The organism is Aeromonas molluscorum, assembly GCF_051376105.1.
Lineage (GTDB): Bacteria > Pseudomonadota > Gammaproteobacteria > Enterobacterales > Aeromonadaceae > Aeromonas > Aeromonas molluscorum.
This window is the reverse complement of the sequence record NZ_JBPQCY010000001.1, coordinates 1,040,745-1,062,909: the sequence shown is the minus strand read 5'-3', so window position 1 is coordinate 1,062,909 and position 22,165 is coordinate 1,040,745. Positions and strand designations below refer to the sequence as shown.

Genomic DNA, 22,165 nt, shown 5'->3' with positions numbered 1-22,165 from the left:
TCGCCTCGGTCATCCAGCAGAGGGGGAAGATAAAAAAAACGGCGCCCGCAGGCGCCGTTTTATTGGTTCAGTACCGATTACAGTACGTGAACGGAGGCAGTATTGGTGGTACCGCTCGGTACCAGGGCACCGGAGACCATGACCACGATGTCACCTTTCAGACCCATGCCGCTTTCCAGCGCAGCGTCTTTACCGATGCGATAGAAATCGTCGGTGGAGGCGATGCTGTCAACCACGTGAGCAATCACACCTTTAGTCAGAACCAGCTGGGCAGCCGTTTTCTTGTTGGTGGTGATGGCCAGGATCCAGGCTTTCGGGAAGTATTTGCGAATGGCCTTGGCAGACTTGCCGCCTTCGGTCGCAACCACGATCAGCGGGGCATCCAGCTTCTGGGACGTTTCGACCGCGCCCTTGCAGACAGCTTCGGTAATGCGCAGTTTGTTGCTGTCATTGGCAGCAGACAGGTTGGACGGCATCACGGCATCGGTACGTTCGCAGATGGTGGCCATGATGGTCACGGCTTCCAGCGGGTACTTGCCCTTGGCAGATTCGCCGGACAGCATGACGGCATCGGTACCATCCAAGATGGCGTTGGCAACGTCGCCAGCTTCGGCGCGGGTCGGACGCGGATTCTTGATCATGGAGTCAAGCATCTGGGTCGCGGTGATAACGACTTTGCGCGCCTTGTTGCACTTGGTGATGATCATCTTCTGGGCGAAGATAACTTCTTCAACCGGGATCTCGACACCCATGTCACCACGGGCGACCATGATGCCGTCGGAGACAGCCAGGATCTCGTCGAAGTTGTCCAGGCCTTCCTGGTTCTCGATCTTGGAGATGATCTGGATGGCCTCGCCACCATGAGCCTTCAGGTGCTCACGGATTTCCAGCACGTCTTCTTGCTTGCGAATGAAAGAGGCAGCAACGAAATCAACACCTTGCTCACAGCCAAAGATGAGGTCGCGCTTGTCTTTCTCGGCCAGGGCCGGCAGCTTGATGGAGACACCTGGCAGGTTAACGCCCTTGTTCTCACCCAGGTCGCCGTTGTTGAGCACCTTGCAGATGACTTCACGCTCGGTGATTTCGATAACGTCCATACCGATCAGGCCATCGTCAACCAGGATACGGTTGCCAACACGCAGGTCGCTGGCAAAACCGGCATAGGTCACGGCGACCCTGTCCTGATTGCCAACTACGGTCTGATCTATGGTGAAGGTGAATGTCTGGCCAGCGACCAGAGAGACATCGTTGCCACCTTCCAGCTTCATGGTACGGATTTCCGGACCCTTGGTATCCAGCAGGATAGCGGCGTGCTTGCCGGTTTCTGCCATGACTTCACGCAAGTTGTTGATGCGGCCGCCGTGTTCGGCGTAGTCGCCGTGGGAGAAGTTCAGGCGCATGACGTTCATGCCAGCATCCAGCATCTTGGCCAGCATTTCTTTGGATTCGGTCTTGGGACCTATGGTGCAGACGATTTTGGTCTTTTTCATGTCAGTCTTCATGGTTAAGGAGTTTCCGCCGAGTAATATACACCAGTTTCTGGATACTTTTTATGATCCAGAAACAACGTTTTGAGCCAAAAATGCCTCATTTTGCGCGATAACGTTTTCGTGACCACAAGATTTTAGGGCCTAAAATAATGGCGCTTTTGGCGTCTAGCCCCTATACGGCGTATGCGTCACGGTTCTGGCTGACAGGAAACATGTAGTTAAATGACTAGCTGGCCCGACCTCTTCCTAGGCCGGTGAAAGAGCGCTTTGCCCGGCCTGGGAGGGTGCGAGAAATGCGAAGTTGATGCTAGAAACGATAAGGGAAACGTATCCCTATGTTGTAGTCAGGAGCATCAGTGGTCAGCCCTGCCGACCAGTTGACGGCCATGGAGAGTTTGTCTGTCATGGCCCAGGTTGCCCCCATGCCGAAGCTGGCCGCATTGGCGTCGGACCCCGTGACTTTCTCCATGGGGAAACCTTCGGCGCCCTGTTCGGATTCGAGGGTGATGCGTTGATTGATGTTGAATGAGAGACTGAAACGCTCGTTGAGGGCAAAGGCAACCCCCAGACCATATTCGTACCAGTCACCAATTTGTATGCTGCCGGGCTGATTGCCGGGCTGATAGGAGATGTCATCAAAGTCGCCCTTGAGGCTATGGCCGTAGTTCAGGTTGGCAAACAAGATGGCGGGATCCAGTGTCTTGACTAGCGAGAAGCCGGTAGAGAGTTGCCATAGACCGTTGCCGGTGGCGAGCTCTTTGGGGGTGATCAGGTTGCCAGACTCCGATGTATCGACTTCTATGCCATAGGGATCCTTGCCGGTCGGTGCCTTGGCACGTATGTTCCAGACCAGATCCGGCCAATCTTCATCCTCGGCCAGCACTCGGTAGTAGACCGCCATGCTCAGGTCACCCAAGCCGCCGTCCGTGACACTCTGTTCTTCGAAATCGCGGCTGGAATTCTCCTTGCCCGTGGTCTGATAGTTGGTGCTGCGCAGCATGTAGGGAACAGCCAACTCCAGCTGCCAGCGATCGTTGAGGGTATAGCGAGTAACCAGGTCGGCGACCCATTGATCTGAACGTACCCGGTCAAGATTGATCTCGCCGAGGAAGATGGCATCGAGGGCGAGGAAGCCACGCAGGGCCAAATCCTTACGGTTGTAATGCTGATAGGAGAGGCCGAAGTCCAGCACCCAGGCACGGTCGAACACATTATGCTGTTCGATCATCAGGTCTTCCGTGCTGCGCCCCGCTTCCGGGGTACGGCGAGTCGCTTCATTCTGGGGAACGGATGCGGCTGTGCCAGCAACGGCACCAGTGGCGACTGCAGTGCCTGTTGTCTTGCTGGTCTTGACGGCCTCCAGACGCGCTTGTAGTTGGTGGAGCGCCTGATTTTGCTGGATAAGTTGCTGGCGTAGCAGATCGAGTTGTTGCTGCAGTGCTTCTTCTTCCGCACTGGCAGCCCAGCAGCTGAGCGGTGTCAGCGCAATCAACACCATGGCAGACTGTTTCATCGGATCCATCCTTGTTGTTTATTGTCTTTGTATCAGCGCCATCCAATGGAGCAGAATCAGCAAGGGGCTATTTATTAACGTGAGAGCCAGATCCGGGTCTGATTGAGAGCCTGCAAACCATCACCTCTTACTCGATTAAGCTGTAACAAGCCCCGGCTGAAGTTATCCCCTCGCAGACTCTGCTCCAGTTGAACGTGTCCATCGGCTGAGTTTAGTTGCAGTCCCGCATAATTGCCCGAGACTCGATAGCTGGCGGTACCCAGCGCCCCTTGGCTCTCATAATTGCCTGCGCTCACGCTCTGGCCCGTGGTTGGAGGCGCGGTGAACGTAATGCCCGTCTGGTTGACTGAACTATTGCCGCTGCCTTGCAGCTGCACCACCTGAACCAGGCCTGAGCCATTGATGTTGCTGGCGGCGGGCGTGGCTGAGACAGCTGTCTTGGCATCACTTTTGATGCGAATGTCGAGGTTGGGGTGATTCTTGATAACGCTCAGGGTCAGATTCATGGCTGCCGTCTGCTGCGCCTGGGCCGTGGTCAGGGTCGAGATAAATTCGATCCCGAAATAGCGGATCCCCTGAGGCCCGGCGTAACGACCGCGCAGATTGGCGAGTTCACTGTCGCCAAGCTCCGGGGCGAAGTGCTCCGACAGGTTGGCCAGTGGATCCGAGGCTGCCAGCGCAGGGCCGGTCAAGCCTGCAAACAAGCAGGCAAGCCAAACGGAATGTAGGTTGTTCATAACTGCCTCACATTAGCTCTCTGTGCTGAAAACCAAACTCCAGCAGGGAGGTCTCATTGATGGGCGCAAACAGGCCATCTTTCCCGCGCACTGACAGAGGGGGGGATGGATTGGCCAGTGGAGCGTCCGGACGGTATCCGGATCCAATTACCGCCAGCAGGATCCCGTTCCAACTTTTCTTGAACTCATCAAACGAGATAATGCGATTTCCCAGGGCGGGATCGGCCAGATAGACGCGATCTTTTCGATCAATGGCGCGCAGCACGGCGAAGTGCTGATAACCGCGAATATTGAGTAGTACTATGGTCGGCACTCTCACCTGGCGCAGTTTCTCGTCACCAAGTCGATAGCCCCTGACCCGCATGCCGAGCATTTGCAGATATTGCTTCATGTCGAGCATGGAAAAACCATAACGTTGTACCAAAGCCGGATCGGCCATGGCCATCATGCCATCCATGACCCAGCGTTCATTGGTCACCTGGCCGTAGGAGTAACGCAATATGGTTGCCACGGCAGCGGCGCCGCAGCTGAAATCTGTATGTTGACGTTCGATGTTGGCAAAGCGCCGTTCCAGTATGCTCTGCACCGGCTTGTTGAAGTCGCCAAGGGCCGGGAGATGATCCCCTATGGGCAGATTGGCAGCCCAAGCACCCTGACAGAGACACAAGAGTAGTAGCCAGCGCATTGTCTCCTCCTCGCATGTGTGTAAAAAAAGGGGGCTTGAAGCCCCCTATTCAGACAGGTTACTTGGCGAAACCTGCGGCCAGCGAGAGGTTGTTCGCTTGCAGATTGTTGGTACCAGATGCCACGTTCACCCCAATGTTGCCCACGGCGCCATTGAAGGCTCCGCCATTGATGTTGGCGTGGTTGAAGGTCTCACGACTGGTGTAGGTGTTGACCACAGGAATGTAGCCAGATACCGAACCACTCAGCTTGATATCGCCCTCTTCTTTGAACTCGAACTTGCCAGGATTTTTCGGGTTCTCGTTATCGAAGTCGATATGACCGAGTTGACTTTGCGCCCCCGGATTGTGATCCCCATCAACCCACACTTCGGGATAGACATCGTTGGACTGCTTGCTATCACCCTCATAGCTGCCGTGAGCGTTGAGTTTCAGGTAAACAGGGTTGTAGGCCACAGTTTTGGTTGCACTCAGGCTGGTGTTGGAGGTGGCGTTGTGGGAGACGTTCTGGCTGTTGGCGACAGTGGCCACGGCCATGTTGCCGGTCGAGACAGTGGCAGCCATGTTATTGGCCTGGACGTTACCCGAACCAGATACCACGTTCACCCCGATGTTGCCTGCAGCATCCTTGAAGGCGCCATCGCCGATGCCAGACTTGTTCTGATGACCCATGTTGGTGGTCAGGTTATGACTGGCGCTCTGATCGGAGAAGATCTCAGCATCAGATGATCCACCGGCAGAGCCGCTTTGACCCGGGTAACCACGACCCATGACGAACTCGGCGTCCACGGAATCGTAGGCTGCAAGGGAAGCGCTGTTGCCTTGCACGTTGGAATCACCCGCCGCCACGTTGGCGCCGACGTTACCAGACACTCCTTTGAAGGAGTTATCGATCTGGCTCTTGTTTTCGGTTCTGTAGTTGGAGGTGCCAATCATGGAACTGGATTGCTGGTTATCCACGACAGCCATACCCAGTTTATTGACATTGATGGATCCGCCGATGTTGACCTTGCCAGCGTAATCGACGTCCACTTCGACCTTGACCTTCTTGGTCAGGGTGGCGCCCGTTTCGTCTTTGTCACCGTAGCCGCCTCTTTCAGTGGCGAATGCTGTGCCCGACATGGCCATGACGACCGCGGCGGCTAATGAGCTGTAAATAAGTCCACGCATAATGAGTCTCTCCATTGAGCTTGCCATGGGGGTCTTGCCTGTGACTCCGATATCCGCGCTCCGAACCATACATTGAGTGTCGGCTGCAGCGGTGAAGTGTCAGGTTTAACCTCCAGTCCCTGCGGCATCAAGGCGATGCCGTTACTGCACCTGTCAAAGGCAGGGAAACCATGTTTACCGCTTGATTCCCCTGTCCCGTGACCTGATTGACCTGAATGACACCCTTGCTTCCTGCGAGGGCGTTGCCATCCAGATAAATGCTGTTTGTCGAGTTCGCCGGTGCCTTGCCTGTAGGCAATTTAGCGACGCTGGTACTGAGATTGATGTCGGTCACAGCGCCTATCCCGCTGTCATCCCCGAGGGAGAGCGCGAAGGCATTGACCTGTTGATTGGCTTCCCCGGCTCCCTGATTGATGCCGATGAGCCCCTTGTTTTGAGTCAGGGCCGAGTCGTAAATGGCAACACGCTGGCTCCCATTGAGGGCGGAGACCGCCTCGGTCTGTTGACTGAACTGGATGATGGCAGGGCCTGAAATCGCGATGGCGGCAAGATTACCTTGTTGATTATTACTGCCGGACACCATATTCACCCCCACGCTTCCTCTAATATTACTCAGAGCCTGCTGGCCTAAATTGACCTGATTTTCAGCTCTGGTTGGGGCTGTGAATAGCAATAAAATATAAGCAGCCAATGCAATATGTATTTTCACTCTTTCTCTCCATGCGATAAGAGGGGCGAAAGAGATAAAGCAATGCTTGTGCCAATGCTTAATATGTTGTTTTTTATGTAGAATATAATTAACTTCTGCATCATTTAATCTCAGTAATGAGATGTGAAATTTTTTCCCTCTAATAACCTTATGTTTATTAATAGGTTTGCTTCTTCTCAGGATTGAATGTCATTTCTCATTATTGCTGTGCCATTAGTCTATATCCGGGATAGGTTATAGTTATCCCGTCTGAGTTCATCGATATGGTGCCGTTTGATATCAAAACTTTCATTTCTACCTGCAAACCGATGACAAAGTGGTCGTCGGCTAGGGTTGCAATCGGCACGGACGACAGGAGGTTTCAACATGCCGGAAGAAGCACTGCTGATTATCAATCCATGTTCTGCGTTAGAGACTCTGCTTACTCAGGGAGAGTGGCGTTTATCTCGGGCTCGTTCGTTGAGCGTGGCGGAGGAGAAGTTGCGTCATGGTGACTTTCCCCTGGTTCTGGTGGCGATCGATCCGCTGCAAAATGAAACTTTGCGTGCGCTCATTGCCCAGCATCCAAATCGGCTCTGGATAGGTTTGGTCGACAGGGAGCTATTGGCATGCGAGAAGCTGCGTAGTCTGCTGGCCGCCTGTTTCCATGACTTTCACACCTTTCCCCTTGATGCTGCACGCTTGTGCCATAGCCTGGGTCACGCCTTGGGAATGGCTCGACTCATCGACGAGCGCCAGCGTCCCAAGCTACCAGCCAAACTGCGGCTCATTCAGGGCAATAGTGAGGCAATCATCCAGCTCAGGGAGCAGATTACGCGGCTGCAACACAGTCGTTTGCCGGTGCTGGTGACGGGGCCCAGTGGGACGGGCAAGGAGCTGGTTGCCCGGGAATTGCACTACGGTACCTTCGGGGAGGAGGGGCCTTTTGTGGCCGTGAACTGTGGCGCCATGCCTCATCAATTGATCCAGTCTGAGCTATTTGGCCATGTGAAGGGCGCGTTCACAGGGGCTCAGGCCCACAAGATAGGCAAGATTGAGGCGGCTGATGGCGGTACCCTGTTTCTCGATGAGGTCGGCGAATTGCCTTTGGAAGATCAGGTCACCCTGTTGCGCTTCTTGCAGGAACAATGCATCGAGATGGTCGGTAGCCATGTGTCGCGCAGCGTGGATGTCAGGGTGGTGGCGGCAACCAATATCGACGTGGAGCAGGCGGTCGCACAGGGGCGTTTTCGCGAGGATCTCTATTACCGGCTCAATGTGGTGCGGCTGCGCACCCCGGCGCTGCGAGACAGGCGGGATGATGTGCAACTGCTTGCCAACGAGATCCTGGCCGAGGTGCGGGGCAGCAGGCCCCTGACCTTTTCCCATCAGGCCCGCCAGGCCATGCAGGCCTATGGCTGGCCCGGCAATGTGCGCGAGCTGCGCAACCGGGTGCAGCGTGCTGCTGTCATGTGTGCTGGTCCCTTGATAGAGGCGCAGGATCTGGAGCTTGCCAACGCCGACTCACTGCTGTTTGATGGTTCGCTCAAGGCGGTGCGAGAGGCTGCCGAGCGTCAGGCGCTGGAGCGGACCCTGGCCCGCTTTCCTGATCGCCTGGAAGAGGTTGCCCGTCAGCTTGCCATCTCTCGGGCAACGCTCTATCGCCTGCTGGATAAACACAATTTGCTGTAACACGGCCGTCATCGGGGAGGGGCATCATAATGAGGTAACCTTGGGGATGCACTGCAACAGGCGTCCCATCAGAATAAGCGTCGCACAGGAGCCTCCCATGGCATGGTACCTTGCTAGCCTGTTTGCTTTGTTGTTGACCCTGCCTTGGTGGCCGCTGCCCAATTGGCCCGTGGCGCCCGTCGGCAGAGGGAGTTTGCAGCCTGCGGCACTGGAGCGTATCGAGCGCCAGCATTGGCAGTTGGCCCAGACAGCTGCACCGGCCGAATTGACCGCCCGTAACCCCTGAGGACTTTGACTTCCCGATAAACAGCGAGGCCACCCAAGGGTGGCCTCGCTGTTTTGGTATGTGCACGTTGTTAGCCAGAATGATGCGCGGAGGTCATGACGCTATGTCACTCACCCTTGGCTGTTCCTTCCCGGCGCGGGTCGGCGGCGCCAAACCAGCCCTGGGTATTGCGCTCTACCCCCTGTAATCCCGAGGTTTGCTCGTTCAACACCACCTCATGACCACGGGCCCGCAACGCATCGACCACAAATTGAGGGGTGCGTCCCAGCTCCAGTTCGGTAGGGCCATTGCGGCTGCCAAAGTTGGGCAGGTTGATGGCCTGCTGCAAGTTGAGGCCCCAGTCCTGAGTGCCGAGCAGCGTCTTGCCCACATAGTTGATGATGGCCGAGCCACCCGGGGAGCCCAGGCTCATCGTCAGCTGTTTGCTCTCTTTATCAAATACCAGCAAGGGCGACATGGAAGAGCGTGGCCGCTTGCCGGGCTCGACCCGGTTTGCCACCGGCACTCCTGCGGCGTCCACCGAGGTGAAGGAGAAATCGGTCAGCTCGTTGTTGAGCAGGTAACCGTTCACCATCAATCTTGAGCCAAAGCCATCCTCGATGGAGCTGGTCATGGAGACGGCCATGCCCTGGCTATCGATGATGGAGATGTGACTGGTGGAAGGCAACTCCGGGGTCGCATCCAGGCCGCGGGCCATGGCCATGGGCGGGGTGCCGGGTTTGGCCGTACCCATGGATTTATCCCCGATAAGGGCGCCCCGCTCTGCCAGGTAACCCTTGTCCAGCATGCCAGCCACCGGCACGCTGACAAAATCCATGTCTGCCACATACTGGTTGCGATCGGCAAAGGCGAGGCGCGCCGCTTCGCTGTAAAGATGGATGGCTTCCGGGCTGGCGCTTAACTGGCCGCCGGTTCCCTGCACGGGCTTGAGAGCCGCCATGTCGCGACTCTCCAGCATGCCGAAAATTTGCCCTAGCGCCAAGGTGCCGGAGGAGGGGGTCGGGAAGCCGCACACCTCGCTCTGGCGATAATCGAAGCAGAGACCGTCCCTGAGCTTGGCCTTGTAGCTGGCGAGATCGCTGGCGGCCAGTACCCCTGGGTTCTCCGGGTGCTGATGCACCTTGGCAACCATCGCCTCGGCCAGCGGGCCGCGATAGAAGGCGTCAGCCCCCTCGCTGGCGAGGGTGCGCAGCACCTTGGCCAGGGCCGGGTTGGTGAGATGAGTACCTGCCGTCTTGGGCGTGCCATCGGCCTGATAGAAGTAGGCGCGGGCGTCATCATCCTTGGCAAGATAGGGCTCCTTGGCCAGCAGGGACGCCAGGCGTGGACTGATGGCAAAGCCCTGTTCGGCCAGCATGATGGCCGGCTCGAACAGGCTGGCCCAGGGCAGCTTGCCATACTGCTGATGGGCCTGGGCCAAGGCGCGTACCGTGCCGGGCACCCCGACCGAGCGTCCGCCGACGACCCCCTCATAGAAGGCCATCGGCTTGCCATCTTTCATGAAGAGTTGATCGGTGGCGGCAGCCGGCGCCGTCTCCCGGCCATCCACGGCGCTGACCTGCTTGCCATTCCAGACCAGCATGAGGGAGCCACCCCCAATGCCGGAGGATTGCGGCTCGACCAGGGTCAGTACCAATTGCACGGCGATGGCGGCATCCACCGCCGATCCACCCGCCTTGATCACCTGATAACCGGCATCCACCGCCAGCGGGTTGGCGGCGGCGACCATGAAGGATTTGCCTTGCCAGCCCTGCTTGTCGGTCCAGCCACTGGCGGCCTCCGGGGCGAGCAGGGTCTGGGGGGGCACCGCGTAATGGAAGGCTTCCTGAGAGGCGCAACCGGCGAGCAGGCCGAGGGCGACCAGCAGGCTGAGGGGTTTGAGGGACATGACACACTCCTTGTCTGTTTTTCCTACAGGGATAAAGAATGTGACACAAGTGAGGCTCCATGGAAAGTTTGTCTTTATACTCAAATGCTTACAAATCTATCAATGAACGAGCATGGCGGCGACCAGGGAGGAGAGGATGAGAAGAGGCGTGATAGCAGTGCTCTGCCTGCTGTTAGCCGGTTGTGGTGATCCCCAGTTCAGGCCCCTGATGGCCGGGGAAACCATACTGGCCTTTGGGGACAGTCTGACCGAGGGACGGGGTGCGAGTCCCTCGCAGAGCTACCCCAGCGTGCTGGCGAACCTCAGTGGCCACACTGTCATCAACGCCGGGGTATCGGGGGAGCTGAGCCAGGCGGGCCGAGCACGGCTACCGGCCTTGCTGGCAGAGCACAGACCCGGCCTGGTGATCCTGCTGGAGGGGGGCAATGACATCTTGCGAAACAGCGGTGAGTCTGCGCTCAAGGCCAATCTCGCCGCCATGATAGAGGCGGTGCAGGGCAGCGGTGCTCAGCTGTTGCTGGTGGCCGTGCCGCGCAAGTCGTTGTTGAGCGACGGGGCTCCTCTCTATGGCGAGTTGGCTGAACGTTATCAGCTGGTGCTGGATGACAGCAGCATAGGCGAGCTGCTGCGCAGTCCCGATCTCAAGTCCGATATGGTGCACCTCAATGGCAAGGGATACGCGGTGCTGGCCGAGCGGATCCATGGCTTGTTGCAGGATCGCGGCGCTCTCTGAATCTGGGCATGGTGGCCAAGAATAATTGATGACAAATGTAAAAAAAAACCGCCCTCGGGCGGTTTTTTTACATTTATTCACACGCAGGCAGGCGCTTAGATAGATTGCTCTTCGCCACCCAGCACCGCGAACAGTGCCGGGATGAACTGAGCCAGCTCGGCGGTGACTAGGGCGAAGTCGGCATCCAGACGGGCGGCCGGATCCTCGCTGGTCACGTCATCATTCTGCTCGCGCAACTCTTCGCTGAACTTGAGGCGCTTGATGGAGAGATCGTCGCCGAGCACGAAGCTCAGGGTCTCGCTCCAGTTCAACGCCAGCTTGGTGACCAGCTTGTCGTTGGCGAGGTGATTCTTGATCTCGTCAGTCATCAGATCCTGCTGCTTGCAGCGGATGATGCCACCATGTTCCATGGCGCTGCGCAGCTCCGCTTCATCTTCCAGGGTGAAGGGGGCGGGCAGGTTCCCCTCGCTGAGCCACTCGGTCATGGTGATTTCAGGCGGATTCTTGAGGGCCACCGGCACCACAGGCAGCGTGCCTATGCTCTTGCGCAGCAGGGCCAGCAGATCGTCAGCCTTCTTGGCGGAGCCTGCATCGACCACCATCAGGTTGTCGGCCGGATTTATCCAGGCGAAGGTCTGGCTGGTGCGGCTGAAGGCGCGAGGCAGCAGGGTGTGCATTATCTCTTCCTTCAGTGCCTCCTTCTCTTTCTTCTTCAGGGCGCGGCCCTGCTCGAATTCGATCGCTTCCACCTTCTCGGCCAGCATCTCTTTGACCACGTTGCCGGGCAGCATCTTCTCTTCTTTGCGGGCGCAAAGGAGGATGTGGCCAGCGGCCGAGTGGGTCAGGGTGGCGCCGAACTTGCCGAGGGGCTTGACCCAACCGAACCGGGAGATGTCCTGGCTGCCACAGGGGGTAAAGGCGCAGGCCTCAAGCTGGGTCTCCAGCTCGTCGACACTCAGCTCGAAGGGGCGGGTAAAGCGATAAATCTGCAGGTTTTTAAACCACATGGCGTCCTCGGTCGTAAAGATTGTCCGGCGGGCATTGTACTGCAAAGCGGCGCATTGTGATCGACCAATCACTCCGGTGAGAAAAATCGGACGGCGCTCACAGGCCTGGGTGCTGGCCGAGCAAGGGGCAGACGAGGTCTCCTAGACTGCCAGAGTTGGCTGACGGATAAGGATGAAGAGATGCTCAGAGCGAGTCGGGCGCAGGACACGGATGCCATTTTGGATATCTGGTTGCTGGCTTCCCTGCAGTCCCACGATTTTGTCGATGCTTCCGTCTGGTGGCAGGCTCAGGAACTGCTGCGCAGCCGCTACCTGACCAGAGCCGAGGTGTGGGTCTATGAAGACGATGGCGAGTTGCAGGGGTTCATCGCCCTGGTCGATGACTATCTGGTCGCCCTGTTTGTTCGCCCGGATAGCCAGGGGCGAGGCATAGGCCATGCTTTGCTGCAAAATGCCAAGACTCAGGTCACCAGCCTCCATGCCAGAGTCTTCACCGAGAACGACCCGGCGGTGCGTTTTTATCGTCAGCATGGCTTCGTCATCGATGGCGAGGAACCGGATCCCCTGACCGGACATGGCCAATACCGGATGCACTGGTTCGGGGCTTGAACCGTTTTTCTTTATGGCACCCTTGAGTCCTGCCCTTGCCGAGCAGGCATGGGCTAAGGCACCATGACGTCAATATGGGCGCCTGACGCCTTCGCTTAATTGAGCCGCAACTCCATGAAAATCCTGCATACCGCCGATTGGCATCTGGGCCATCAGCTCCATGGTCATGAGCGCCGTTTCGAGCATGACGCCTTCCTCGACTGGTTGGCCAAGACCATCAAGACGCGGCAGATAGATGCCCTGCTGGTGGCAGGGGATCTGTTCGATACCGCCAATCCCCCCGCCAGCGCCTGGCAGCAGCTTTATGGCTTTCTGGCAAGATTGCGCGCCGATATGCCCAGGCTCAACCTGGTGCTGGTCGGTGGCAACCACGACTCTCCCTCCAAGCTGGATGCCCCCCACGAGCTGCTGCGTGCCTTCAATCTGCATCTGGTGGGCAGCATCAGCCGGGATGAGAACGGCGCGCTCGAGACGGATCGCCTGCTGGTGCCGCTGCATGACCATGACGGCAAGGTGGCCGCCTGGTGCGCCGCCGTGCCCTTCTTGCGCAGCAGCGACCTCAGACCCGAGGCCCTGGGGGAGGGGCAGGACAGGCTGATTGAAGGGGTGCGCCAGATCTATGATGAGCTGCTGGCCGAGGGACGGGCTCGCTGCGAAACCGAGCAGGCTCTGGTTGCCATGGGACATGCTTATCTGGCGGCGGGGCAGCTCTCCGAACTGTCCGAGCGGCGGGTGCTTGGTGGCAACCAGCATGCCTTGCCTGTCGACATTTTTGCCAGTGCCGATTACACGGCGCTGGGGCATCTGCATCTGGCCCAGCGCCTGGCGCCCGGGGTGCATTACAGCGGCTCGCCGCTTCCCCTTTCGCTCAATGAGGCCAACTACCGTCACCAGGTGCTGGAAGTCACGCTGGAGGCCGGCAAGCTGGTGGCGGTAGAGCCCATATTGGTGCCGCGCAGTGTCGAGATGATACGACTGCCCGAGAGCGAGCTGAGTGCTGCCCTGGATGCCATAGCCGCACTGGATCTGGCCGATGCCCCCCAGCAGGCGCAACCATTCCTGGAGGTGAGGCTGCTGCTACCCAAGCCAGAGGCTCGCATTCGCGAGCGCATCCTCGCCGCTCTGGCGGGCAAGCCGGTACGCCTGGCCAAGATCAGCACCCGCTATCAGGGCAGCGGGCAGGGGCTGGCCGATGGCGGCCAGCGGCGGCGCCTGGATGACATCGCGCCTCAGGAAGTCTTTACCCTCTGCTATCAACGCCAGTTCGAAGGGGAACCAAGCGAGGCGCTGCTCGCCTCCTTCGACGAGATCCTCACTCAGGTCAGGGAGGCGAAGTCATGAAGATCTTATCCCTGGCAGGGGAGAACCTGGCCAGCCTGACCCAGGCTTTTCACATCGATTTTGACAAGGATGCCCTGGGCGCTGCCGGCCTGTTTGCCATTACCGGCAATACGGGCGCGGGCAAGAGCACCCTGCTCGATGCCATCTGTCTGGCGCTCTATGACGAGATGCCCCGTTTTGTCGCCAACCGTAAAAATGTGGCCGAAGTCGGTCGTCAGGATGACGAGGAGAAGCTCAAGGCCAATGACGTGCGCGGCATCCTGAGTCGCGGTCATGCCAGCGGCTTTGCCGAGGTGCGCTTTCGTGGCTGCGATGGTCGTGCCTATCTCGCCCGTTGGACGGTGCGCCGGGCTCGCAACCGGGCTGAGGGCCGTTTCCAGCCCCAGGATCGATCCCTTACCGATTTGACCAGCGGCCAGCTTTTTTCTGGCAGCAAGCGCGAGCTGCAAGAGCGGATCGATGAGTTGGTGGGGCTCTCCTGGGAGCAGTTCCGCCGTGCCGTGATCCTGCCCCAGGGGGAGTTTGCCGCCTTCCTCAAGTCTGACGCCAACGAACGCTCCGCCCTGCTCGAACGCATGACGGGCACCGAGCTCTACTCGGCTATCTCGGTGCAGACCTATGAGCGCGCCAGGGGGGAGCTGCAGACGCTGGCAACCCTGAGCGAGCGACTCGGCGATCTCACTCTGATGGATGAGCAGACCCGCGCAGAGTGGCTCTCTCGTCAGCAACAGGGAGCCGTTCAACTCAGTCAGGCGCAGCAGGCCCGGCAGTTGTTGCAGGCGCTGCGCGATCTCAATGCGCGTATCGCCGCCCAGAGCCTGGCGTGCCAGGAGGGGGAGGCGGCGCTGGCTGGCGCGGCGCAGGCCCACGCCGAGGCGGCCCCCCTGCGGGCGGAGTTTAGCCTTGCCGAGCAGGCCCAGGGGGCTCGCGCCGACCATGATGAACTGACTCGCCTTGGCCAGGAGGCCGAGCAGCAGAGGCGGCTCATCGCTCAACTGGGCCCCGAACTTGAACGGGCCGAGCGGGAACAGCAGCAAGCCGCGCAGCGCGAGCAGCAAGCCTTGGCCGACAGGCAGGCCGCCGAGCGCCAGTGGCGTGAGCTGCAACCCGTCCTCAAGCAGGCGCAAGATCTCGATACCCGTATCCGGGAGAAGGCCGGACAGTTGCAAGAGATCCAGCAGCAGGGCGTGCAGGCGCGCGAGCAGCAACTCAAGCTGCAGCAAGAGTGGCAGCAACAAAACGAGCAGAAGCAATTCCTCGAGACGCGCCGTCAGCAGCGAGCGAACTGGCTCGAGGAACGCAAGGGGGTGGCGCCCTTGGCCCGTCAGTGGCAGCCCTTGCTGGCTGCGATGCAGGACTTGGCCGACAGCAAGGTGCAGCTGCAACAGCTGACTCAAAGCCGTGCCCGGCGCAGCCAGACCCTGCTCGACCTCAATAGCCATCTGGAGCAGGGGCAACAGGAGCGTGACCACTGGCAGCAGGAACGGGCAAGCTTGCAACGGCAGCACGATGAACTGCAGGCGCAGGAGTGGGACGCTCAGGTCGCCGGGGCGCAGGAGCTTCGTCAATCCCGGACCGAGCAGTTGGGGCAAGTGCGCGCATTGTTGGCGCTGACGCAAGAGGGCCGCCACCACAGCGAGCAGCAGGCGCGCTTGCAGCAAGAAACAAGCATGATCGAGCAGCAGCTGGACCGACTTGCCGTGCAGCATGGAGAGCGGGAGCCCGCGCTGGCAAGGCTGGTCGCCCAGCGTGATGAGGCGCGCCATGCCCTTGAGCAGACCCGCGCCGTGGCCAATTTCGAGCAGCATCGCCATGTCCTCGAGGAGGGCGCCCCGTGCCCGCTCTGCGGTGCGGAAGATCACCCATACAGCCAGAGCCAGCCTCAAGTCACGGGTATCCTGGCTTCCCAGAGCGAACGGGTTCGCCAGTTGGATCTCGCGTGGGAGCAGCTCAACCGTCAGCATCTGCAAGGGGAGGTCGAGCGCGCCGAACTGACCCGTCAGCTGGCTGCCCACCAACAACATCATCCCGAGCTGGCGGTGAGAAGCGAGCAGCTGAGTCAGCGCTGGGAAACGCTGGGAGGGCGCAAGCTGCTGGGGCACGACCTGCCGACTAACCCCAGTCCAACCGAATGGGACGAGTGGCAGACGCAACTGCTGACCCAGGAGAAGGCTCTGGCGCTGAGCCTGGCGACTGGCCTGGTGCAGTTGCAACAAGCCCAGCGGGAGCAGCAGCGACTGGCGGAGCTGCGGGATCAGCTGATCAGACTCAATGTTCGTCAACAGCAGTGTGAACAGCAGCTGCACGAAGCCGAGCGCCAGAAGATAGCACTGGAGGCCGAACTGAAGGCGTTGGCCGAGCAGGAGAGCACACTGCGTCAGCGTCTGGTGCAAGGGGAGGCACGGCTCGATCAGCAGATGGGCGCTGAGCCCTGGCGCCAGTGGGTGGCGGGAGAGCGTTGGCAGGAGTGGCGGCAGACCTGCGAGGCTTATTTGCAGGGGCAGAGCGAGTGGGAACAACTTGGCAATGAACTCGCCACGCTGACTCCCCTGCTCAGTGCACAGGAGGTGCGGGTACAGAGCCAGAATGAGCGGTTGGACAAGCTGGAAGCTGACTATAAAGAAGGCGAGCAGCAGCGCCAGGCTTTGCTGGCCAGTCGCGCTGAGTGCCTGGGAGGGCTGGCCATCGAGGCGGTGGAGGCCGAATGGCAGCAGCGCCTGGCGCAGCTGGCAGGTCAGATTGACGAAGCCGGGGCGGCTGTGCGTGGCTTGCGCGAGCGACAAACCGAGCTAAAGACCCGCTTGGCTCACCTTGAGCAGGAGAGGCAGTTGACCGAGCATCGTCGGCAGGCGCTTTTGGCGCGCTGGAGCGAGCATGCCAGTGCGCTCGGGGTCGGGGAGGATGAGCTGCGTCGTCTGCTGGCCATCTCGGCAGAGGAGCGGAAGGCCAAGCGCCAGACCCTGCAAGGGCTGGAGGAAGCGTTGGCCGAGGCGCGCACCCGGCTCGTGGAGCGCCAGCGGGCGCTGGCTCAGGAGGAGGCCAAGCTGGCCTGTTATCGTGAGCAGCACCCTGACATGGCCGGGTTCTGCGATGAGGCGCTCAGCCTGCGTCTTGCCGAGTGCGAAGCCAGTTGCCGCGAGCTTGATGAGCAGTTGTTCGAGTGTCGTAGCCAGCTGGCGCAGGACGAGGCGGCTCGCCAGAAGGCGGGTGAACTGCAGGCCGCCGTGCTGCGTCAGCAAGAGGTGGCGGATCACTGGCAACAGCTCTCGGATCTCATCGGTCAGGCCAACGGTGCCAAATTCCGTACCTTCGCCCAGAGCCTGACCCTGGAGCGCTTGCTGCTCGAGGCCAATGCCCAGCTTGGTGACTTGTCGCCTCGCTACCGGCTGGAGCGGGTTCCCGGCACCGATCTGGCATTGCAGGTGGTCGATCTCGACATGGGGGATGAAGTGCGCTCTGTCGACTCCCTCTCCGGCGGTGAAAGCTTCCTGGTCTCCCTGGCTCTGGCGTTGGCGCTCTCCAGCCTCTCCTCCAAGCAGACCCAGATAGAGTCGCTGTTTATCGACGAGGGTTTCGGGACACTGGATCCGGACAGCCTGGATTTGGCCTTGGCCAGCCTGGATTCCCTGCAAGCTGCAGGGCGCCAGATAGGCGTCATCTCTCATGTGCAGACCCTGGTGGAGCGCATCGGTGTGCAGATCCGTATCGAGGCGCTGGGCGGGGGCGAGAGCCGGGTGGTGCTGCCTTGAACACAGGTTCAGGCCATAGCCAGCTCCTTGCCAACCATCTTGCTGTGAGCTGAGTCCGGCCAGACAAAAAGGCCCCGCCCTGGCGGGGGGCTCTTAGCCAGAGGATGGTTTTTGAGTTGCCACTAGACGATTGGTCTAATGGCGGCTATCATGGCCGCCATGCACAAGACATCCGTCACTGGCGACATGCGCCAGCACATCCTCTGCACCGCCCAGCGCCTGATTGGCAGCAAGGGCTTCAGCGCGGTCGGGCTCAATGAGCTGCTGAATGCGGCAGGGGTGCCCAAAGGCTCCTTCTATCACTACTTCGGCTCCAAGGAGGCGTTTGGCGTCGCCCTGCTCGAATATTATTTCGAGCGCTACTGGCGCTTGATGGATGAGCTGTTTGAGCATCCCGATCGCAGTGGGCGTGAACGTTTGCTCGACTACTGGCAGCACTGGCTCGACAGCCAGAGCTGCACCGATGGAGAGGGCAAGTGCCTGGCGGTCAAACTGGGCGCCGAGGTGAGCGATCTCTCCGAGGGGATGCGCAGCGTGCTGGCGCAAGGCACCCGTGGTGTCATTCGCCGCATCGCAGACGTGTTGGCCCAGGGGCAGGCAGATGGCTCACTGCCAGTCTGCGGGGCACCCGAGACGCTGGCACAGACTCTCTACCAGCTCTGGCTGGGGGCCAGTCTGCTCAGCAAGATGAGCCGGGACAAGGCTCCTCTGGCCTCGGCCATGGCGGCCACTCGCCAATTGCTGCAACTCGATACCTGAATCCAGGCGTCTGCCGCTGGGCCGACGCCTTTTATTTACCCATGAACTAGACGACTGGTCTACTTTGGAGCAAGCCATGCAGAACTTTGATTTTTATAATCCGACCCAAATCATCTTTGGCAAGGATACTATCGGCCGCCTGGCCGAGCTGGTGCCGTCCGAGGCACGGGTTTTGGTGCTGTTTGGTGGCGAAAGCGCCCGTAAGAATGGCACCCTGGCCGAGGTGCTGACGGCCCTTGGCGATCGTCATGTTCAGGAGTTTGGCGGCATAGAGCCCAACCCCACCTATGAAACCCTGATGCGTGCGGTGGCGCTGGTGCGTCGCGATAGCCTCGACTTCCTGTTGGCGGTGGGGGGCGGATCTGTCATCGATGGCACCAAGTTTGTTGCCGCCGCCGTGCCGTTTGCGGGGGAACCCTGGCAGATCCTGGAGAGCTTCGGTGCCAAGGTGAGCAAGGCGTTGCCTTTTGGCAGCGTGCTGACGCTGCCAGCTACCGGCTCAGAAATGAACAACGGCGCAGTGGTCACCAACAAGGCGCTGCAGGCCAAGCTGCCATTCCGCTCGCCCCTGGTGTTCCCGTGTTTCTCCATCCTGGATCCCCAAAAGACCTTCACCCTGCCCGAGAGCCAGATTGCCAACGGGGTGGTCGATGCCTTCGTGCACGTGATGGAGCAGTATCTGACCTATCCCGCAGGTGGCCTGGCTCAGGACAGATTCGCCGAGGGGCTGCTGCAGACCTTGATTGAAATAGGTCCTAAGGCGCTGGCAACCCCCAATGACTACGAGGTGCGTGCCAACCTGATGTGGGTGGCGACCCTGGCTCTCAACGGCCTGATCGGGGCCGGTGTGCCCCAGGACTGGGCGACCCACATGATAGGTCACGAGCTGACTGCCGCCCATGGAATCGACCATGCTCGCACCCTGGCCGTGATCCTGCCCTCTCTGCTCACCCACTGCCAACAAAGCAAGCGAGCCAAGTTGCTGCAATATGCCGATCGGGTATGGCAACTCAAGGAAGGGGACGAGCAGGCGCGCATCGAGGGGGCTATCGCCCGTACCCGTGCCTTTTTCGAGCAGATGGGCATAGCGACCCGTCTTGCCGACTACGGCCTGGATCAGGCTGACATAGCACCGCTCATCAGTCAGCTTGAGGCTCATGGCATGACGGCACTGGGTGAGCACAGAAGCGTGACGCCAGAGGTGAGCCGCGCCATATTGGAGGCGAGTCTTTAAGGCGATTCAGCCACCCTGTCACCATCAGCCCCGCCATCTGCGGGGCTTTTTTGTGGACAACCGCAGTATCTCTTCTTGGAGACTGGCGGAGGAGATGAACATGGTGGTGTCCGGAGTGATAAGCCGAGCAGATCGTTTGTCATCAGGCATGGGTAGATCTGTGGGGAAAGATGCAGTGGGAGTCGAGTCTGTGGCTGGTCGTGCGGCCATAAAAAAACCGACGCCTGGGCGTCGGTTTTTATCGTCAGGCTTGGGCCAGACTTATTTCTTGATGCGGATCACCGGAGTCTCACCAACGGTCACGGCACCTGTCATCTTGATCAGCTCTTTGATCTCATCCATGTTGGAGATGACAACCGGCGTCAGGGTAGACTTGGCTTTCTCTTCCAGCAGGGCCAGATCGAACTCGATGATGGTGTCGCCGCGTTTGACCTTTTGGCCTTCCTGAGCGATACGGGTAAAGCCTTCACCTTTCAGTTCAACGGTATCGATACCGAAGTGAACGAACAGTTCGATACCAGTATCGGACTCCAGCGAGAATGCGTGGTTGGTCTCGAAGATCTTGCCGATGGTGCCGTCGCAGGGGGCAACCATCTTGTTACCAGCCGGCTTGATGGCGATGCCGTCACCAACGATCTTCTCGGCGAATACTACGTCAGGCACGTCTTCGATGGGGACGATTTCGCCAGACAGGGGGGCAAAGATTTCGATGCCACCAGTGTCAGAGCTGTCATCGGAAACTAGCTTCTTCAGTTTATCGAACAGACCCATAGTAAAAGCTCCTAAAGATGATTGTCGCTGTTTGCAGCCGATCTTAGCAGACTGCTTTCTGCTTTATAAAGTTATCTACACATGCTTCGATTTCGGCGGCGGTGGCATAGCTCAATGCTTGATCAGCCATGGCCTTCACATCTTCGAAGTTGGTGTTGCGAATGAGCTTCTTGATGCGCGGTACGGAGATGGCGCTCATGGAGAATTCATCCAGACCCATGCCCAGCAGCAACAGAGTGGCACGTTCGTCACCAGCCAGTTCACCACACATGCCAGTCCACTTGCCTTCGGCATGGGAAGCATCGATAACCATCTTGATCAGCGTCAAGACGGAGGGTGACAGCGGGTTGTACATGGCGGAAATCATCTCGTTACCACGGTCGACTGCCAGGGTGTACTGGGTCAAGTCGTTGGTACCGATACTGAAGAAGTCCACTTCCTTGGCCAGATGATGAGCCATCACGGCAGCGGCCGGGGTCTCGATCATGATACCTACTTCGATGGATTCATCAAAGGCTTTACCGTCGGCACGCAGTTCGGCTTTGAGCTGTTCTACCGTGGCCTTGAGACTGCGGAACTCTTCAACCGAGATGATCATCGGGAACATGATGCGCAGTTTGCCAAAGGCAGAAGCACGCAAGATGGCCTTCAGCTGGGCGTGCATGATGTCTTCGCGATCGAAGAAAATGCGGATAGCACGCCAGCCCAGGAAGGGGTTCATCTCTTTCGGGAAATTCATGTAGGGCAGTTCTTTGTCGCCGCCAATGTCCATGGTGCGGACGATGATCGGCTGATCAGGCATGGCTTCAGCGACTTCTTTATATGCCTTGAACTGCTCATCTTCGGTCGGCAGCGCATCGCGGTCCATAAACAGGAATTCGGTGCGGTACAGACCCACGCCCTCGGCGCCATTGCGGATGGCACCTTCGGTATCCTTGACGGTACCTATGTTGGCGCAGACTTCGACCTGATGACCATCAAGAGTGATGGCAGGCAGGTCTTTCAGCTTGGCCAGCTCATCTTTCTCGGCTTGGAACTGGGCCTGGAACTTCTTGGCCTCGGCCAGCTGCTCTGGGCTTGGATTGATGATGACCTGGTTATTGATGGCATCCAGCACCAGCATGTCGCCATTGTTGACGCGGCGAGTGATGTCATTGGTGCCCACGATGGCCGGCAGCTCCAGGGAGCGGGCCATGATGGAAGTGTGGGAAGTGCGGCCACCTATATCGGTGACGAAACCCAGCACATATTTCAGATTGATCTGAGCAGTTTCAGACGGAGTGAGGTCGTTGGCGACCAGAATGACTTCTTCGTCTATGGTGCTCAGGTTGACCACGGCGATGCCCAGTGCGTTTTTCACCAGACGGGTGCCGATGTCACGGAAATCGGTGGCGCGCTCACGCAGATAGGGATCATCCAGGTCGGCCATCATCTTCGCATATTGCTCGATGACCTCGTAGATGGCCTTGTCAGCATGGGCCTTGTTGTCCTTGATGAAGGATCTGATATCCCCTTCCAGCTCCTCATCTTCGAGCAGCATGATGTGGCCTTCGAAGATGGCCTCTTTTTCCTCGCCAAAGGTGCGACCAGCCATCTCTTTGATAGCTTCCAGCTGGGTAGCTGACTTGGTCCGCGCCTCGAGGAAGCGGTTGATTTCGGTATCTATCTGTTCGGCAGAAATCTTGCCCTGATTGATAACGATTTCATCTTCTTTGAGAAGAAGCGCCTTGCCGAATGCGATGCCGGGGGACGCAGGAATGCCAGATATCATAATCCTTCCTATTAAAACGACTGTGGGGGAGGAGTGTGAGCCGG

The 22,165-nt window shown here is 58.9% G+C and carries 18 protein-coding genes; 8 read left to right on the top strand and 10 right to left on the bottom strand.

The window, feature by feature from the left end:
• Window positions 1-77: 77 nt before the first annotated feature.
• From pykF to ACSMDR_RS05005, 6 genes are all read right to left on the bottom strand, one after another.
• Window positions 78-1,490 (bottom strand): pyruvate kinase PykF, encoded by a 1,413-nt coding sequence (pykF, locus tag ACSMDR_RS05030; RefSeq protein ID WP_005903760.1) that lies wholly within the window; start codon window positions 1,488-1,490, stop codon window positions 78-80.
• A gap of 307 nt (window positions 1,491-1,797) precedes the next feature.
• Window positions 1,798-3,003, bottom strand: a complete 1,206-nt coding sequence (locus ACSMDR_RS05025) for a transporter (protein WP_436467407.1) — start codon at window positions 3,001-3,003, stop codon at window positions 1,798-1,800.
• A 74-nt stretch (window positions 3,004-3,077) separates the two neighbouring features.
• Window positions 3,078-3,740 carry a hypothetical protein gene (locus tag ACSMDR_RS05020; RefSeq protein WP_436467405.1) on the bottom strand — a complete coding sequence of 221 codons (663 nt, stop codon included), beginning with the start codon at window positions 3,738-3,740 and terminating at the stop codon, window positions 3,078-3,080.
• 7 nt (window positions 3,741-3,747) lie between these two features.
• Complete coding sequence (locus ACSMDR_RS05015; protein ID WP_436467403.1) at window positions 3,748-4,425, bottom strand: C39 family peptidase; 678 nt, start codon at window positions 4,423-4,425, stop codon at window positions 3,748-3,750.
• Window positions 4,426-4,483: 58 nt separating this feature from the next.
• Window positions 4,484-5,593 (bottom strand): FapB/FapC family functional amyloid domain-containing protein, encoded by a 1,110-nt coding sequence (locus tag ACSMDR_RS05010; RefSeq protein ID WP_436467401.1) that lies wholly within the window; start codon window positions 5,591-5,593, stop codon window positions 4,484-4,486.
• Window positions 5,594-5,720: 127 nt separating this feature from the next.
• The gene (locus ACSMDR_RS05005; protein ID WP_236611772.1) at window positions 5,721-6,302 is read right to left on the bottom strand and encodes a FapB/FapC family functional amyloid domain-containing protein; all 582 of its coding nucleotides are present in this window, start codon (window positions 6,300-6,302) and stop codon (window positions 5,721-5,723) included.
• Between the two features lie 366 nt (window positions 6,303-6,668).
• Here ACSMDR_RS05005 and ACSMDR_RS05000 point away from each other — a divergent pair, with 366 nt between their 5' ends.
• Together ACSMDR_RS05000 and ACSMDR_RS04995 are read left to right on the top strand one after the other, a co-directional pair.
• Window positions 6,669-7,973, top strand: coding sequence for a sigma 54-interacting transcriptional regulator (locus tag ACSMDR_RS05000; protein WP_436467398.1), 1,305 nt, complete (start codon window positions 6,669-6,671; stop codon window positions 7,971-7,973).
• A 97-nt stretch (window positions 7,974-8,070) separates the two neighbouring features.
• A complete protein-coding gene (locus ACSMDR_RS04995; RefSeq protein ID WP_436467396.1) occupies window positions 8,071-8,259 on the top strand; it encodes a hypothetical protein in 189 nt (62 codons plus the stop codon).
• Window positions 8,260-8,365: 106 nt separating this feature from the next.
• On the opposite strand, the gene ggt is transcribed toward ACSMDR_RS04995, so the two are convergent.
• A complete protein-coding gene (gene ggt, locus ACSMDR_RS04990; protein ID WP_436467394.1) occupies window positions 8,366-10,147 on the bottom strand; it encodes a gamma-glutamyltransferase in 1,782 nt (593 codons plus the stop codon).
• 136 nt (window positions 10,148-10,283) lie between these two features.
• On the opposite strand from ggt, the gene ACSMDR_RS04985 reads away from it, so the two are divergent.
• Window positions 10,284-10,880, top strand: coding sequence for a GDSL-type esterase/lipase family protein (locus ACSMDR_RS04985; RefSeq protein ID WP_436467392.1), 597 nt, complete (start codon window positions 10,284-10,286; stop codon window positions 10,878-10,880).
• A 95-nt stretch (window positions 10,881-10,975) separates the two neighbouring features.
• On the opposite strand, the gene rdgC is transcribed toward ACSMDR_RS04985, so the two are convergent.
• Window positions 10,976-11,887: a recombination-associated protein RdgC gene (gene rdgC / locus ACSMDR_RS04980; protein ID WP_005908254.1), complete on the bottom strand. Its 912-nt coding sequence runs from the start codon at window positions 11,885-11,887 to the stop codon at window positions 10,976-10,978.
• 180 nt (window positions 11,888-12,067) lie between these two features.
• Here rdgC and ACSMDR_RS04975 point away from each other — a divergent pair, with 180 nt between their 5' ends.
• From ACSMDR_RS04975 to ACSMDR_RS04955, 5 genes are all read left to right on the top strand, one after another.
• Complete coding sequence (locus tag ACSMDR_RS04975) at window positions 12,068-12,496, top strand: GNAT family N-acetyltransferase (RefSeq protein ID WP_436467389.1); 429 nt, start codon at window positions 12,068-12,070, stop codon at window positions 12,494-12,496.
• 114 nt (window positions 12,497-12,610) lie between these two features.
• The gene (locus ACSMDR_RS04970; RefSeq protein WP_436467387.1) at window positions 12,611-13,837 is read left to right on the top strand and encodes an exonuclease SbcCD subunit D; all 1,227 of its coding nucleotides are present in this window, start codon (window positions 12,611-12,613) and stop codon (window positions 13,835-13,837) included.
• Window positions 13,834-17,586: an AAA family ATPase gene (locus ACSMDR_RS04965; RefSeq protein ID WP_436467385.1), complete on the top strand. Its 3,753-nt coding sequence runs from the start codon at window positions 13,834-13,836 to the stop codon at window positions 17,584-17,586. Before ACSMDR_RS04970 ends, ACSMDR_RS04965 begins: the two co-directional genes overlap by 4 nt.
• Window positions 17,587-17,724: 138 nt before the next feature.
• Window positions 17,725-18,345, top strand: a complete 621-nt coding sequence (locus tag ACSMDR_RS04960) for a TetR/AcrR family transcriptional regulator (protein WP_005906801.1) — start codon at window positions 17,725-17,727, stop codon at window positions 18,343-18,345.
• A 76-nt stretch (window positions 18,346-18,421) separates the two neighbouring features.
• The gene (locus tag ACSMDR_RS04955) at window positions 18,422-19,579 is read left to right on the top strand and encodes an iron-containing alcohol dehydrogenase (protein WP_436467382.1); all 1,158 of its coding nucleotides are present in this window, start codon (window positions 18,422-18,424) and stop codon (window positions 19,577-19,579) included.
• A gap of 261 nt (window positions 19,580-19,840) precedes the next feature.
• On the opposite strand, the gene crr is transcribed toward ACSMDR_RS04955, so the two are convergent.
• Complete coding sequence (gene crr, locus ACSMDR_RS04950) at window positions 19,841-20,350, bottom strand: PTS glucose transporter subunit IIA (protein ID WP_005906805.1); 510 nt, start codon at window positions 20,348-20,350, stop codon at window positions 19,841-19,843.
• A 43-nt stretch (window positions 20,351-20,393) separates the two neighbouring features.
• Window positions 20,394-22,121 carry a phosphoenolpyruvate-protein phosphotransferase PtsI gene (ptsI, locus tag ACSMDR_RS04945; RefSeq protein WP_005906808.1) on the bottom strand — a complete coding sequence of 576 codons (1,728 nt, stop codon included), beginning with the start codon at window positions 22,119-22,121 and terminating at the stop codon, window positions 20,394-20,396.
• Window positions 22,122-22,165 lie beyond the last annotated feature (44 nt).

Bases quoted from the DNA above. Each gene is read 5' to 3' on its own strand.
- ACSMDR_RS05020 (WP_436467405.1), bottom strand. From the start codon at position 3,740: ATGAACAACCTACATTCCGTTTGGCTTGCCTGCTTGTTTGCAGGCTTG.
- ACSMDR_RS04955 (WP_436467382.1), top strand. From the start codon at position 18,422: ATGCAGAACTTTGATTTTTATAATCCGACCCAAATCATCTTTGGCAAG.
- ACSMDR_RS05025 (WP_436467407.1), bottom strand. From the start codon at position 3,003: ATGAAACAGTCTGCCATGGTGTTGATTGCGCTGACACCGCTCAGCTGC.
- ACSMDR_RS04965 (WP_436467385.1), top strand. From the start codon at position 13,834: ATGAAGATCTTATCCCTGGCAGGGGAGAACCTGGCCAGCCTGACCCAG.
- ACSMDR_RS05010 (WP_436467401.1), bottom strand. From the start codon at position 5,593: ATGCGTGGACTTATTTACAGCTCATTAGCCGCCGCGGTCGTCATGGCC.
- ACSMDR_RS04985 (WP_436467392.1), top strand. From the start codon at position 10,284: ATGAGAAGAGGCGTGATAGCAGTGCTCTGCCTGCTGTTAGCCGGTTGT.
- ggt (WP_436467394.1), bottom strand. From the start codon at position 10,147: ATGTCCCTCAAACCCCTCAGCCTGCTGGTCGCCCTCGGCCTGCTCGCC.
- crr (WP_005906805.1), bottom strand. From the start codon at position 20,350: ATGGGTCTGTTCGATAAACTGAAGAAGCTAGTTTCCGATGACAGCTCT.
- ACSMDR_RS05000 (WP_436467398.1), top strand. From the start codon at position 6,669: ATGCCGGAAGAAGCACTGCTGATTATCAATCCATGTTCTGCGTTAGAG.
- ptsI (WP_005906808.1), bottom strand. From the start codon at position 22,121: ATGATATCTGGCATTCCTGCGTCCCCCGGCATCGCATTCGGCAAGGCG.
- ACSMDR_RS04970 (WP_436467387.1), top strand. From the start codon at position 12,611: ATGAAAATCCTGCATACCGCCGATTGGCATCTGGGCCATCAGCTCCAT.
- ACSMDR_RS04960 (WP_005906801.1), top strand. From the start codon at position 17,725: ATGGCGGCTATCATGGCCGCCATGCACAAGACATCCGTCACTGGCGAC.
- ACSMDR_RS05015 (WP_436467403.1), bottom strand. From the start codon at position 4,425: ATGCGCTGGCTACTACTCTTGTGTCTCTGTCAGGGTGCTTGGGCTGCC.
- ACSMDR_RS04995 (WP_436467396.1), top strand. From the start codon at position 8,071: ATGGCATGGTACCTTGCTAGCCTGTTTGCTTTGTTGTTGACCCTGCCT.
- rdgC (WP_005908254.1), bottom strand. From the start codon at position 11,887: ATGTGGTTTAAAAACCTGCAGATTTATCGCTTTACCCGCCCCTTCGAG.
- ACSMDR_RS04975 (WP_436467389.1), top strand. From the start codon at position 12,068: ATGCTCAGAGCGAGTCGGGCGCAGGACACGGATGCCATTTTGGATATC.
- pykF (WP_005903760.1), bottom strand. From the start codon at position 1,490: ATGAAAAAGACCAAAATCGTCTGCACCATAGGTCCCAAGACCGAATCC.